Here is a 13369-nt window from a genome sequence, read left to right on the forward strand (position 1 = left end):
GATTGTTGTAGCGCGAGATTCACCAATACTGGGGGCCATTCCGCCGCGCCTTTTTGGCCCGGCCAGCCCTCCGGCCCTGCGCCGGGAGCCCATACCAATAACAAGAGGTGCTCGCATGACCAGTTGCGCCCAGGCGCTCGTCCAGTTGCTCGAAGGCTATGGCGTGGAGACCGTTTTCGGCATCCCCGGCGTGCACACGGTGGAGCTCTATCGCGGCCTCGACGGCAGTCGCCTGCGTCATATCAGCCCGCGCCACGAACAGGGCGCCGGCTTCATGGCCGACGGTTACGCCCGTGCCAGCGGCAAGCCGGGGGTGTGCTTCATCATCACCGGCCCAGGCATGACCAACATCCTCACCGCCATGGGCCAGGCCTATGCCGACTCGGTGCCGATGCTGGTGATCTCCACCACCAGCCGCCGCGAGCACCAGCGCCTGGGCCATGGCTTCCTCCACGAGCTGCCGGACCAGCGCGCCATGGTCGCCGGCGTCTGTGCCTTCAGCCACACCCTGCAGCGCCCCGCCGAGCTGCCGGAAGTGCTGGCCCGGGCCTTCGCCCTGTTCCGTTGCGCCCGGCCCCGCCCGGTGCATATCGAAATCCCCCTGGATGTGCTGGAGCTGCCCGCCGACGGCCTCGACCTGCGCCCCCGTGCGCTGCCCCAGGCCGCCGCCCCGGCGCCCGCTGCCGTGGCCGAAGCCGCTGCCCTGCTGCTGCAGGCGCGCAAGCCGCTGATCCTCGCCGGGGGTGGCGCGCGCGGTGCCGGCGATGCCCTGCGCACCCTGGCGGAGCGCCTGCAGGCGCCGGTGGCGCTGACCACCAATGCCCGTGGCCTCCTGGCGCCGACCCACCCGCTGCTGCTCGACGGCGTGCAGTCATCCGCCCATGGCCGCGCCCTGTTCGCCGAGGCGGATGTGGTGCTGGCGGTGGGCACCGAACTGGGGGAGACCGACTACGACTTCTTCGGCCTCGGGCCCTTCTCGCTCGCGGTGCCGGTGATCCGCCTGGACATCGACCCGTTGCAGATCCTCGGTGTGCAGCGGGCCGAAGTCGGCCTGCTGGGGGATGCTGCTCTCGGCCTGCACGCGCTGCTGGAGGCGCTGCCCGAAACCCTGCGCGACAGCGACTGGGCCCTTGCCGGCGTGCGCCGGGTGAATGCCGCTGAACGGGAGGGCTGGAGCCCCCGGCAGCGAGCCATGCAAGCGCTGCTCGATACCCTGCGTGACAGCCTGCCGGCCCCGGTGCTGGTGGGTGACTCCACCCAGCCGGTGTACCAGGGCGCCCTGGGTTACCGCGCCCCGGCTCCCGGCAGCTGGTTCAACGCCGGCACCGGCTACGGCACCCTCGGCTACGCCCTGCCGGCGGCCATCGGCGCCAAGCTGGCGCTGCCCGCGCGCCCGGTGCTGGCCTTGGCCGGCGATGGTGGCGTGCAGTTCTCCAGCGCCGAGCTGATCGCCGCCCGCGAGGCGGGGATCGGGGTGCTGCTGGTGCTGTGGAACAACCACTGCTACGGCGAAATCCGCGACCACATGGTGGCCCGCGAGGTGCCGCCCCTGGGCGTCGACATCCTCGCCCCGGACTTCCCCGCCCTGGCCCGGGCCTGCCACGTGCAGCACCACGCGGTGCGCAGCCTGGATGGCCTGCGCGAGTTGCTCGGCAGCCTGGCCGACACCCGCGAACCGCACCTGATCGAGCTCGACGCCGCCGACTTCCTGCCGGCCTGAGCCCGTCGCCCTGACAACGAGGATTCCGCACATGCCCCACAAGCAGTTCGCCCTGGATTGGGTCGAGCGCCACGGCCAGCAGCTGTCCGACTGGCACCAGGTGATCTGGCATTTCGCCGAGCCGGCCTTCCGCGAGTACAAGTCCTGCGCCTGGTACGTCGAGAAGCTGCGCGAGGAAGGCTTCACCGTGGAAGAAGGCAGCGGCGGCATGCCCACCGCCTTCTGCGCCACCTTCAGCCATGGCGAGGGCCCCCTGCTGGCGACCTACGCCGAGTACGACGCGGTGCCGGGCAACTGCCAGGCCGCCACCACCCGGCAGATGCCCAGGGACGGCCTGTCGCGCTTCGCCCCCGGCCACACCGACCCCCATTCGGCGCTGGGCATCAGCGCCCTGGGTGGGGTCCTGGCGGCCAAGGCGGCGATGCTGGAGTTCGGCATCCAGGGCACCCTCCGCTTCTTCGGCGAGCCGGCGGAAAAGCTGCGCGCCTCCAAGCCGGTGCACGCCGCCAAGGGCTATTACGACGACCTCGACGCGGCCATCAGCTTCCACCCCACCTACATGCTGCCGCTGAACAACACCACCACCTGGGACACCCACTGCGGCATCGCCTACGCGTACATCTACAGCTTCACCTGCGCTGACCCGCAGAACTGGATCGCCGCCGACAGCTACAGCCCGATCCCGCAGAACCACCTGGCCGCGCGGGCGCCGGGCGCCAACGACGCGCTGGTGCACTTCTACACCCTGAACGAGAGCCTGCGCCGCTCGACCCTGCCGTTCACCGGCCTGTGGAGCTACAACGAGGCGATCCTCACCGCCGGCCAGGCCACCGCCGACAACCTGCCGCCGCACCTGGCGCAGATCCAGTACCTGCTGCGCTGCGATTCCATCGAGCAGGCCGAGACCGTCGCCAAGGTGATGGACAACAACGCCGCCGCTGCCGCGCTGGCCACCGGCTGCCAGTGGAAGAAGACCTGGGTGTGCAAGTCCCGTGGCGGCCTGGCCAACCACGTGCTGGCCCAGGCCACCTACGACAACCTCGCCGCCATCGGCGCGCCGCGCTGGGGCGAGGAGGCCATAGCCGTGGGCCGCGAGATCCAGGCCAACCTGGGCCTGGAGCCCATGGACCGGCCCTTCCTCCCGGCCACCGAGGAACTGATCGAGCCCCAGGAATGCGAGCGCCAGCTGCGCCTGCAGATGCCGGCCTGGCAGAAGCACCTGACCTCGGACGACTACCCCGAATACACCTGGCATTGCCCCACCGTGCGCCTGCTGGTGGCCCGGCCGATGCTCTCGGCCCCTGCGGGCTACGTCTACCCGGACTGGGTCGCCAACGCCCTGGGTGGCATCCGCGAAACCATCGACCCGATGGTCCAGGTGGCCGCCAGCACCATCGCCGCGACCCTGGTCGACCTGTTCACCCGGCCCGAGCTGTTGGCGGCGGCCAAGGCCGAGTTCGAGCAGCGCACCGGCGGCGGCATCGGTGGCGAGCAGTGGCAGGCGCCGCTGCTGCCGAAGGACTTCCAGGCACCCCATCGCTTCCGCTGGCCGGAGTACATCCGCACGGTGCGGGGCGAAGAGTGGTGGATTCCCGCACGAGACGACGAATGATGGGGAGCAACGAGATGAACACGATACCTGCCGCCGCCCTGGCGCCGACTTCACCCGTGGTCGCCATCGACGACCTGCACAAGAGCTACGCCGAGCACCATGTGCTCAAGGGCATTTCCCTGGAGGCCCGCGAGGGCGACGTGGTGTCGCTGATCGGCGCCAGCGGCTCGGGCAAGAGCACCCTGCTGCGCTGCATCAACCTGCTGGAAATCCCGGATGCCGGCAGCCTGCACATCAACGGCGAGAAGGTGGCGCTCAAGCGTGACCGCGCCGGCCACGGTCGCATCGGCGACCCGCGCCAGGTGGAGCGCCTGCGCACCCGCCTGAGCATGGTGTTCCAGAACTTCAACCTGTGGCCGCACCGCACGGTGCTGGAGAACGTCATCGAGGCGCCGGTGCATGTGCTCGGCGAGAAACGCCAGGACGCCATCGGCCACGCCGAGCAACTGCTGGAGCGGGTGGGGCTGGCGGAGAAGCGCGACGTCTACCCGGCCTTCCTCTCCGGTGGCCAGCAGCAACGCGTGGCCATCGCCCGGGCGCTGGCGGTACGGCCGCAGGTGCTGCTCTTCGACGAGCCGACCTCGGCCCTCGACCCCGAGCTGGTGGGCGATGTGCTGCGGGTGATCCGCGGCATCGCCGAGGAGGGCCGCACCATGATCCTGGTCACCCACGAGATGGCCTTCGCCCGGGACGTTTCGAGCCAGGTGGTGTTCCTCCACCAGGGCCGCATCGAGGAACAGGGCCCGCCTTCCCAGGTGCTGCTGGACCCGCGCAGCGAGCGCTGCCGGCAGTTCGTGATGGCGCAGGACAACCGCTGAACCCTTTTTGCAGGCCGTTGAAAAACGTAGACGAGGCAGCCGATGCAAGGCGAAAACGGCCGAGAAAGCGCAGTTTACGTGAGGTAAATGAGCATTTTGAGGGCGTTTTCAACGCCGCAGCGGCCACGCAGTTAGTTTTTCAACAGCCTGCCAACAATAAACATAACGAGGGACCCCCCCATGAAAAACAGCCTTCTCGCTTTTTTACAGGCCGCCTTGCTGGCCAGCGTCGCCAGCGCCGCCGTGGCCCAGGAAAAGATCGTCTTCGGCATCGCCCTGGAGCCCTACCCACCCTTCTCCTTCAAGAGCGGCAAGGGTGAGTGGAGCGGCTTCGAGCCGGAGCTGATCCGGGCCGTGTGCGAACGCCTGCAGGCGCAGTGCCCGCTCAACGAGATGGCCTGGGACGGCCTCATTCCCGCGCTCAAGGCGCAGCAGGTGGATGTGGTGCTGAACTCGCTGTCGATCACCCCCGAGCGGCGCCAGGTGGTGGACTTCAGCGAGCCCTATTTCTTCACGCCCGCCCTCTGGGTCGCCGACAGCAGCCTGGACGTGCAGCCCACCCCCGAAGGCCTGAAGGGCCTGATCATCGGCGTGCAGGGCTCGACCACCCACTCCGCCTACGCCAAGCAGTACTTCGGCAAGGACTCCACCGTGCGCTACTACAACGACCAGGACGACATCCTCGCCGACCTGCGCAGCGGCCGCATCGACATCATGCTCGCCGACCAGTTGGCCGTGGAGCCGCTGCTCGACCTGCCGGACAATTCGATGCTCGCCAGCAAGGGCGTGGCACCCCATGACCCGCTGTTCGGCGAGGGCGTGGGCGCTGCGGTGCGCAAGGGCAACGATGCCCTGCGCGAGCGCCTGAACCAGGCGCTGCAGGCGCTGCGCGACGACGGCACCTACGACGCCATTCGCGGGCGCTACTTCAAGGCCGACATCTCGGCCCGGCAGTGATGCGCACTCGGCCCTTTTCCTCGCAGGTGCATTCATGACCGCTATCGAAATCCAACGGCTGCTGTTCGCCGATGGCTGGCTGCAGGCCCTGGCCCAGGGCGCCGTGAAGACCCTGGGCATCTCGGTCGGGGCCTTCGTGCTCGGCCTGTCCCTGGGCCTGGTCGTCGCCCTGGTCAAGCTCTGGGGGCCGCGCTGGCTGGTGATCTGGGCCAACTGCTACACCACGCTGTACCGCGCGGTGCCCGAGCTGCTGCTGATCCTACTGCTGTACTACGCCGGCTCCGACCTGCTCAACCTGCTGATGGCCGCCATGGGCCAACCGCCGGTGGAGGTCAATGGCTTCCTCGCCGCCATCGTGGTGCTGGGCATCGTCCAGGGCGCCTATTCGGCGGAGATCATCCGTGGCGCCATCGAGGCCATTCCCGTGGGCCAGATCGAGGCCGGGCGGGCCTACGGCATGAAGCCCTTCATGGTGCTGCACCGGGTGCTGGTGCCGAGCATGCTGCCCCACGTGGTCGCCGGCCTGTCCAACCTGTGGCTGGTGCTGGTCAAGGACAGCGCGCTGATCAGCGTGGTGGGTTATAGCGAGCTGCTGGGCGCCGGTCGCCAGGCTGCTGCGTCGACCAAGCACTACCTGATGTTCTACCTGGCGGTGGCGGCCTTCTACTACCTCATCACGCTGGTCTCCAGCCTGGTGTTCCGGCGCTTCGAGGCACGCTTCGAACGCTGGATGCCCCGGCTCGCCTAGGAGGGCTCATGGACTTCACCTGGTTGAATGGCTTTACCGGTGAGCTGACGCGCGGCGCGGTGCTGACCCTGCAGTTGCTGCTGATCTCGGCCTTCTTCGGCTTCCTGCTGGCGATGGCCGTGGCCCTGGCGCGGCTGTCGCGCAACCCGCTGCTGTCGGGTGGTGCGCGCTTCTACACCAGCGTGCTGCGGGGCACGCCGCTGCTGGTGCAGATCTACATCCTCTACTACGGCGTCGGCAGCGTCTTCGCCACTTTCCCGCTGATCCGCCATAGCCTGCTCTGGCCCTACCTGCGCGAGGGCTTCTGGTACGTCGCCTTCGCCCTGACCCTGAGCGTCGGCGCCTATGTCGGCGAGGTGTTGCGCGGCGGCCTGCGCGCGGTGCCGCGGGGCGAGCTGGAGGCGGCGCGGGCTTATGGCATGCGCCCCTGGCAGGTGCTGCGCCGGGTGTGGATGCCCCGCGCGCTGCAGATGCTGCGCCCGACCCTGGCTGGCGAGAGCGTGATGTTGCTCAAGTCCACCGCCCTGGCCTCCACCGTGGCGGTCACCGACCTGCTCGGCGCGGCCAACCTGGTCCGCTCGCAGACCCTGCGCGTCTACGAGCCGCTGCTGGTGGTGGCGGTGGTCTACATCGTCCTGGCCTTCCTTATCGAACAGGGCTTCGCGCGCGTCGGCAGGACGCCGCAGCGCCAGGCCTGAACCCATTTGCACGCCGGCGCGAGCCGGCGAGGAGCACTGCATGAACTACTCATCCCTGGTCCAGCGCATCAGTGGCGAAACCGTCAGCGCCTGGGATATCCACTACGCCGCCTGTGAAGCCCAGGAGCGGGGCGAGGACGCCATCGTGCTGAGCATCGGCGACCCGGACTTCGCCACCGCCGAGCCGATCTGCGCCGCCGCCGTAGAGGCCCTGGGCCAGGGCGACACCCACTACAGCGCGGTGATCGGCCGCACGCCGCTGCGCGAGGCCATCGCCGCCAAGCAACGCACGCTGCTGGGCATCCCCGTTAAAGTGGACAACGTCGCAGTGGTGGCCGGGGCGCAGAACGGCCTCTACGCCACCGCCATGTGCCTGTTCGAGGGCGGTGACGAGGTGCTGGTGCCGGAGCCGATGTACCTGACCTACGCCGCCAGCATCCAGGCGTCCGGCGCCCGCCTGGTGAGCATCGCGCAGCCGGCGGAAGGGGACTTCCGCCTTACCGTCGAGGCGCTGGAGGCGGTGCTTACCGAACGCACCCGGGGCATCGCCCTGGCGACGCCGAACAACCCCACCGGCAACGTCTACACCCTGGAGGAGCTGGAGGCAGTGGCGGAGGTCGCCCGGCGCCATGATCTCTGGGTGCTGTCCGACGAGGTCTACGGGCAGCTCACCTACGACCGCCCGCACCGCAGCATCGCCACCCTGGAGGGCATGGCCGAGCGCACCGTGGTGCTCAACAGCCTGTCGAAATCCCACGCCATGACCGGCTGGCGCGTGGGCTGGGTGGTGGCCCCGAGCGAGCTGATCGGCCACCTCGACAACCTGATGCTGTGCATGATCTACGGCCTGCCGGGCTTCATCCAGGCCGCCGCGCTGAAGGCCCTGGAGCTGGACGAGGAGATCGTCGGCGCGGCCCGCACGCTGTATCGCCGCCGCCGCGACCTGGTGGCCAGCGCGCTGGCCGATGTGCCGCTGCTGCACTGCAAGGTGCCGGAGGCCGGCATGTTCATGCTGGTGGACGTGCGCGGCACCGGCCTCTCGGGGATGGACTTCGCCTGGCAGCTGTTCCGCGAGACCGGGGTCTCGGTGCTCGACGCCGAAGCCTTCGGCGCCAGCTGCCGGGGCTTCGTGCGGCTCTCGTTCACCGTCTCCGATGCCGAGCTGGAAGAGGCCTGCCGACGCATCGCCGGCTTCATCGAGCGCCTGCAACGCCAGCGCTGACCCACCGCAACCCCTGACCGAACCAGGCTCACGGCGCATTCCTGCGCCGGGCCTGGCCACGCCCGAAAATCACAAGGTGCCGCCATGACTGACGCCGACAACTTCACCTCGACCCATTCGGCCACTGGCCATTTTGCCGACCTGATCCTCGATAACGGTCGCATCTGCACCATGGACCCGGCGCAGCCCTGGGCCGAGGCGGTGGCCATCCGCGATGGCCGCCTGCTCGCCGTGGGCAGCCGCGCCGCCGTGCAGGCCTACAAGGGACCGGCCACCCGCGTGCATGACCTGGGCGGCGCCTTCTGCATGCCCGGCCTGCACGACATGCACACCCACCCGGACCTGGCCCTGGCGCCGCGCTACAGCGATGACCTGGACGTCGGCATCGAAGACCCGACGCCCGCGCAACTGGAGGCAGCAATCCGTGCCTATGCCGATTCCCACCCCGGCGATGGCTGGATCCACGGCCAGTACTGGGTGCGCTACACCTTTCGCGAGGCGGGGCTGGTGCCCGGGCGGGCCTGGCTCGACCAGGTAATGCCGGACCGCCCGGTGGCGCTGCTGGACCGCATGTGGGGCACCATGATGGTCAACTCCAAGGCCTTGCAGCTGGCCGGCATCGATCGCCACACCCCCGACCCGCGCAACGGCTACCTGGAGCGCGATGAACTCACCGGCGAACCCACCGGCCTGATGATCGATGGCGCCTACGCGATGATCCACGCCGCCATGCCGCCGACTCCGGTGGCGGTACTGCGCCGGGCCTACCGCGATGGCGTGCATTTCCAGAGCACGCGGGGGGTGACGGCGAGCAAGTACGTGCATGTCTGCGAACACCGTTTGCAGGCGCTGAAGGAACTGGATGACGCCGGTGAGCTGACGGTGCGCATCGAGGCGGCGATCAGTTGGCAGGACGATATCTTCCCGGTGCGCCGGCGCTGGGAGCTGCTCAGCGGCGAGCGTCACTACTACCGCAGCGCCCGCCTCAGCGCCAACGCGGTGAAGTTCCACTTCGACGGCACCGTGGAGCCGCGCTCGTCCTTCCTGCTCACGCCCTGGCCGAACGAGTCGGACTGGCGCGGCAAGCTCAACCTCACCCCCGAGCACATCACCGACATGCTGGTGGACATGGACAGCCGGGGCATCCGCGTGATCGCCCACTGCACCGGCGACGGCGCCTCCGACGTGTTTCTCGATGCGGTGGCCGAGGCGCGGCGGCGCAACGGTTTCAGCGGCGTGCGCCACCAGTGCGCCCACAGCACGCTGCTGCACCCCGGCAACCTCAAGCGCTTCCAGGAGCTGCAGGTGATCGCCGAATTCTCGCCCGCTGCCTGGTACCCGACGCCCTTCGCCACCGGCGCCCGTTCGGGCTATGGGCAGGAGCGCCTCAAGCGCATCTACGACTTCAAGGGCGTGCTGGAGGCGGGCGGCACGGCGGTGTTCGGCACCGACTGGCCGGTGGCGTCCATCGACCCCTGGCTGGCGCTGGAAACCATGGTCACCCGGCAGAACCCCTGGAACGACGACCCGGCCTGCTTCGGCGAGCCGATCACCCTGCAGCAGGCGCTGCGCGTAGCCACCAGCAACGGTGCCATCGCCATGGGCCTGGAGGGCAGCACCGGCAGCCTGGAAGCGGGCAAGGCGGCGGACCTGATCGTGCTCGACCGCGACCTGTTCGCCCAGCCGGCGCGCAACTACATCCACCGCACCCAGGTGCAGCTGACCTTCGTCGAGGGGCAACTGGTCTACGACCGCGAGGAGGCGCTGGCCGGGCTTGGCCTGAAGGCGGTCTGGAGCGGCGAGCCGCCGGTGATCGAGGCACAGCAATGATGGACGAGCGCATCGCGGTCACGGTGGTGGCGGGCTTTCTCGGCGCCGGCAAGACCACCTTGCTCAATCGCATGGTGCAGCGCGCGGGGGATAGCCGGCTGGCGGTGATCGTCAACGACTTCGGTGCGCTGAACATCGATGCGGCGCTGGTGGCCGAGGTCACCGATGCGGTGTACAGCCTGCAGAACGGTTGCATCTGCTGCACGGTGCAGGAGGACCTGCTGGCCCAGCTCGCCAGCCTGGCGCGGCTGCAGCCGCGCCTGCAGCGCATCGTCATCGAGTGCAGCGGCGTTTCCGACCCGCAACGCATCGTGCAGACCCTGGCTTATCCACAGCTGCGCAGCCTGCTGCGGCTGGACCTGGTCATCACCCTGGTGGACGCCACCCGGCACCTGGAACTGGACGGCGAATACGCGCGGCTGGCCCGTGCCCAGGTAGCGGCAGCCGATGTGCTGCTGCTGAACAAGACCGACCTGGTGGACGCGGAGGAACTGGAACGCCTGCGCGAAGCACTGCCGGCGCGGGCGTTGCTGCATGTCGGGGTGCAGGCCGATCTGCCGGATGCGCTGTGGCTGGACGCTGGCGCGCCGAGCCGTACGCCTGGCGCACTGACGCGGGTGGCGACGGCGGACCATGGGCAGTTGTTCGAATCCTGGGTCTGGGAAGGCGAGGGGCGCTTCGAGTCCCAGCGCCTGAGGGCCTGGCTGGCGGGCCTGCCGGACGCGCTGTTCCGCCTCAAGGGCTGGGTGCGCCTGGAGGCTGGCGAGGGGCCGTTGTGGTTGCAGCAGGTGGGCCGGCGCAGCCAGTTCAGCCCGGTGAGCGGGGCGGTGGACGACGGCATGCGCCTGGTGTTCATCGCCCGGCGTGGGTTCGCCGGGCGCGAGGCGCTGGAGAGCGGCTTGCGCGCCTGCCTGCGCTGACGGGATCAGTGGCCGTCGCGGAACTCGGCCCAGACCTGGTCACGGGTGGCGCCAAGCTTGTCGGGCAGGGACTCCAGGGCGAACAGGCGGCGCTTGGTTTCCTTGTCCGGGTAGAGGCCGGGCTGGTCACGCAGGCCGGCGGCGAGGAATTCGCGGGCGTCGGCATTGCCGTTGGGGTAGAGGGTTTCAGTGGTGATCTGCGCGGCGACCTTGGGCTGCATCATGAAGTCGATGAAGCGGTGGGCGAGGTCGGCGCGGTTGGCGCTGGTGGGGATGGCGAGGTTATCGATGAACAGCACCGAGCCCTCGTCAGGCACCACGAAACGCACTGGCTGGCCGGCGGCCGCAGCGTTGAGGGCGTCGCCGACCCAGGCCATGGCGACGCACAGCTGGCCCTTGTTGAGGTCTTCGATGTAGCGCTCGCTGTCGATGTAGCGCAGGTTCGGGCGCAGGCCGGTGAGCAGCTCGGCGGAACGCTTGAGGCGGCTGGGGGCGGTGCGGGCGAGGGTGCGGCCCTGGTAGGTCATGAGGATGGACAGGGCCTCGTCCGGGGCGTCGAGCACGCTCATGCCGCAGCTGGCCAGGCGCTTGCTCTGCTCCGGCTCGAAGAGCACGCTCCAGCTCGGCGGCAGCGGGCCGCCATAGGCCTTCTCGGCCTGGGGCGTGTTCACCGCGAGGCCCACGGCGCCCCAGAGGTAGGGCACGGCGTGCTGGTTGTTGGGGTCGACGGCGGCGAGCTTGCTCAGCAGCTGCTTGTCCAGGTGCTGGCGGTTGGGCAGGCGGCTGAAGTCCAGGGCCTGCAGGCGCCCGGCCTTGATCAGTTCGGGGAGGTTGTTGTGGGAGGGCACGACGATGTCGATGGCCTCGCCGCTTTCCATGATCTTCTGCAGCTCTTCGGCGCTGGAGAAGGTGTGGTAGTCCACGCGGATGCCGGTCTGCTGCTCGAAGTCCTTGAGCACCTGGGGGGCGATGTAGTCGTTCCAGTTGTAGACGCGGATCGTGTCTTCAGCGTTGGCCAGGGTCGGCAACAACGCGAACAGCAGCGGTGCGAGGAAGCGGGGCATGGAGTCCTCCCTGATGGTTGACGCCGCATTATTGCGGCGTGAATGTTTCAGCAGGTTGATGCATGTCAGCGGCTGGGCCTCTCTGGATCGGGCCTTTGCGCGGTTCTCACAGCGCCCTTCCGAGATCGCGGGTGGGAGGAAGGGGTGAATCGCAGGCAAAAAAACGCCGGCCCTGGGGCCGGCGTCTTTCGACTCGCTTACACGGTATGCAGATACCAGTTGTATTCGAGGTCGGAGATGGAGTGTTCGAATTCCTCCAGCTCGCTTTCCTTGCACGCGACGAAGATGTCGATGTAGTCCGGGCTGATGTACTTGGCCAGGATTTCGCTGTCGTCCAGCTCGCGCAGGGCATCGCGCAGGTTGTTCGGCAGGCTCTGCTCCAGCTGCTCGTACGAGTTGCCTTCGATGGGGGCGCCGGGTTCGATCTGGTTGGTCAGGCCGTGGTGCACGCCCGCCAGGATCGACGCCATCATCAGGTACGGGTTGGCATCGGCACCGGCTACGCGGTGTTCGATACGCACCGCATCCGCACTGCCGGTGGGCACGCGCAGGGCGACGGTACGGTTGTCCAGACCCCAGCTCGGTGCGTTCGGCACGTAGAACTGCGCGCCGAAGCGGCGATACGAGTTCACGTTCGGGCAGAGGAAGGCCATGGAAGCGGGCAGGGTCTCGAGCACACCGCCGAGCGCATGGCGCAATGCGGCGTTCTGCTCGGGATCCTCGCTGGCAAAGATGTTCTTGCCATGCTTGTCCAGCAGCGAGATATGGACGTGCAGACCGTTGCCGGCCTGACCCGGGTAGGGCTTGGCCATGAAGGTGGTGTCCATCTCGTGGTCATACGCGATGTTCTTCACCAGGCGCTTGAGCAGCACGGCGTAGTCGCAGGCCTTGATCGGGTCCGCCACGTGGTGGAGGTTGACCTCGAACTGGGCCGGGGCGCTTTCCTTGACGATGGCGTCGGCCGGGATGCCCTGGACCTTGGCGCCTTCGAGGATGTCCTGCAGGCAGTCGGCGTATTCGTCGAGGTCATCGATGAGGTACACCTGGGTGGACTGCGGACGCTTGCCGGAGATGGGGGAGCGCGGCGGCTGCGGACGGCCGTTCACGTTCTCCTGGTCGATCAGGTAGAACTCGAGCTCGAATGCAGCGCAGATGGTCAGACCGAGTGCGTCGAATTTCTCGACGACCTGGCGCAGGACTTCACGCGGGTCGGCGAAGAAGGGCTCGCCTTCCATTTCGTGCATGGTCATCAGCAGTTGCGCGGTGGGGCGCTTCTGCCAGGGCTCGTCGCACAGGGTGCCGGGGATCGGGTAGCAGATGCGGTCGGCGTCGCCGATATCCAGGCCGAGGCCGGTGCTCTCAACGGTGGAACCGTTGATATCGAGGGCAAATAAGGAAGCGGGGAGGTTGATGCCTTTTTCGTAAACCTTGTGGAGGCTGGCGCGTTCGATTCGCTTGCCTCGTACTACTCCATTCATATCTGCGATCAGGAGGTCGACGAACTGGACCTCAGGATGTTCCTTAAGGAACTCGTTCGCTTCTTGAAGCTGAACGGCACGCGGGGGTACCGACATGATGCAACACCTTTCTTGTTAAAAATATCAATCACACGTTCGCTGGGGTGTGAGTCAATCGGAAACCCCTAACGATGTCAATAGCGCCCCATTTTGCCCTAAAACAGGGCCATATGGCCAATTTTGGGGCGTTTAGAGGGCTTGGAACCCCTCTCGGGACCATGGGCGGCGGGGCGCTCAGCGAGGTGTGTTCGATTTTTTACAGC

The 13369-nt window shown here is 68.0% G+C and carries 11 protein-coding genes; 9 read left to right on the forward strand and 2 right to left on the reverse strand.

All coding sequences use genetic code 11. From position 1 onward, the window contains the following. Positions 1-115: 115 nt before the first annotated feature. The 9 genes from OEJ36_RS03550 to OEJ36_RS03590 all read left to right on the forward strand — a co-directional run bounded on the left by OEJ36_RS03550 (position 116) and on the right by OEJ36_RS03590 (position 10525). Positions 116-1720 (forward strand): 5-guanidino-2-oxopentanoate decarboxylase, encoded by a 1605-nt coding sequence (locus OEJ36_RS03550; RefSeq protein ID WP_263400401.1) that lies wholly within the window; start codon positions 116-118, stop codon positions 1718-1720. 31 nt (positions 1721-1751) lie between these two features. Further along, positions 1752-3332 (forward strand): amidohydrolase, encoded by a 1581-nt coding sequence (locus OEJ36_RS03555; protein WP_263400402.1) that lies wholly within the window; start codon positions 1752-1754, stop codon positions 3330-3332. A gap of 14 nt (positions 3333-3346) precedes the next feature. Then, positions 3347-4150 (forward strand): ATP-binding cassette domain-containing protein, encoded by an 804-nt coding sequence (locus OEJ36_RS03560; protein WP_263400403.1) that lies wholly within the window; start codon positions 3347-3349, stop codon positions 4148-4150. 180 nt (positions 4151-4330) lie between these two features. After that, complete coding sequence (locus tag OEJ36_RS03565; protein WP_263400404.1) at positions 4331-5107, forward strand: transporter substrate-binding domain-containing protein; 777 nt, start codon at positions 4331-4333, stop codon at positions 5105-5107. Positions 5108-5141: 34 nt separating this feature from the next. Further along, positions 5142-5855, forward strand: a complete 714-nt coding sequence (locus tag OEJ36_RS03570) for an ABC transporter permease (RefSeq protein WP_263400405.1) — start codon at positions 5142-5144, stop codon at positions 5853-5855. Between the two features lie 8 nt (positions 5856-5863). Beyond that, complete coding sequence (locus OEJ36_RS03575; RefSeq protein ID WP_021218237.1) at positions 5864-6553, forward strand: ABC transporter permease; 690 nt, start codon at positions 5864-5866, stop codon at positions 6551-6553. A 40-nt stretch (positions 6554-6593) separates the two neighbouring features. After that, complete coding sequence (locus tag OEJ36_RS03580) at positions 6594-7775, forward strand: pyridoxal phosphate-dependent aminotransferase (RefSeq protein ID WP_263400406.1); 1182 nt, start codon at positions 6594-6596, stop codon at positions 7773-7775. Between the two features lie 84 nt (positions 7776-7859). Beyond that, complete coding sequence (locus OEJ36_RS03585; RefSeq protein WP_263400407.1) at positions 7860-9605, forward strand: amidohydrolase; 1746 nt, start codon at positions 7860-7862, stop codon at positions 9603-9605. Beyond that, positions 9602-10525 (forward strand): CobW family GTP-binding protein, encoded by a 924-nt coding sequence (locus tag OEJ36_RS03590; protein WP_263400408.1) that lies wholly within the window; start codon positions 9602-9604, stop codon positions 10523-10525. Before OEJ36_RS03585 ends, OEJ36_RS03590 begins: the two co-directional genes overlap by 4 nt. Before the next feature lie 5 nt (positions 10526-10530). On the opposite strand, the gene OEJ36_RS03595 is transcribed toward OEJ36_RS03590, so the two are convergent. Both OEJ36_RS03595 and OEJ36_RS03600 read right to left on the reverse strand, forming a co-directional pair. Continuing rightward, entirely contained in the window at positions 10531-11589 is a 1059-nt protein-coding gene (locus OEJ36_RS03595; protein WP_263400409.1) for a polyamine ABC transporter substrate-binding protein, read from the reverse strand. A 197-nt stretch (positions 11590-11786) separates the two neighbouring features. After that, positions 11787-13163: a glutamine synthetase family protein gene (locus tag OEJ36_RS03600; protein WP_263400410.1), complete on the reverse strand. Its 1377-nt coding sequence runs from the start codon at positions 13161-13163 to the stop codon at positions 11787-11789. Between the last annotated feature and the right edge of the window lie 206 nt (positions 13164-13369).

This window comes from Pseudomonas sp. PDM13 (assembly GCF_025685765.1).
Taxonomy (GTDB): Bacteria; Pseudomonadota; Gammaproteobacteria; order Pseudomonadales; family Pseudomonadaceae; genus Metapseudomonas; species Metapseudomonas solani.

What these genes read in the sequence shown, in the direction of transcription:
- OEJ36_RS03550 (WP_263400401.1), top strand. Translation starts at nt 116, where the DNA reads ATGACCAGTTGCGCCCAGGCGCTCGTCCAGTTGCTCGAAGGCTATGGC.
- OEJ36_RS03555 (WP_263400402.1), top strand. Translation starts at nt 1,752, where the DNA reads ATGCCCCACAAGCAGTTCGCCCTGGATTGGGTCGAGCGCCACGGCCAG.
- OEJ36_RS03560 (WP_263400403.1), top strand. Translation starts at nt 3,347, where the DNA reads ATGAACACGATACCTGCCGCCGCCCTGGCGCCGACTTCACCCGTGGTC.
- OEJ36_RS03565 (WP_263400404.1), top strand. Translation starts at nt 4,331, where the DNA reads ATGAAAAACAGCCTTCTCGCTTTTTTACAGGCCGCCTTGCTGGCCAGC.
- OEJ36_RS03570 (WP_263400405.1), top strand. Translation starts at nt 5,142, where the DNA reads ATGACCGCTATCGAAATCCAACGGCTGCTGTTCGCCGATGGCTGGCTG.
- OEJ36_RS03575 (WP_021218237.1), top strand. Translation starts at nt 5,864, where the DNA reads ATGGACTTCACCTGGTTGAATGGCTTTACCGGTGAGCTGACGCGCGGC.
- OEJ36_RS03580 (WP_263400406.1), top strand. Translation starts at nt 6,594, where the DNA reads ATGAACTACTCATCCCTGGTCCAGCGCATCAGTGGCGAAACCGTCAGC.
- OEJ36_RS03585 (WP_263400407.1), top strand. Translation starts at nt 7,860, where the DNA reads ATGACTGACGCCGACAACTTCACCTCGACCCATTCGGCCACTGGCCAT.
- OEJ36_RS03590 (WP_263400408.1), top strand. Translation starts at nt 9,602, where the DNA reads ATGATGGACGAGCGCATCGCGGTCACGGTGGTGGCGGGCTTTCTCGGC.
- OEJ36_RS03595 (WP_263400409.1), bottom strand. Translation starts at nt 11,589, where the DNA reads ATGCCCCGCTTCCTCGCACCGCTGCTGTTCGCGTTGTTGCCGACCCTG.
- OEJ36_RS03600 (WP_263400410.1), bottom strand. Translation starts at nt 13,163, where the DNA reads ATGTCGGTACCCCCGCGTGCCGTTCAGCTTCAAGAAGCGAACGAGTTC.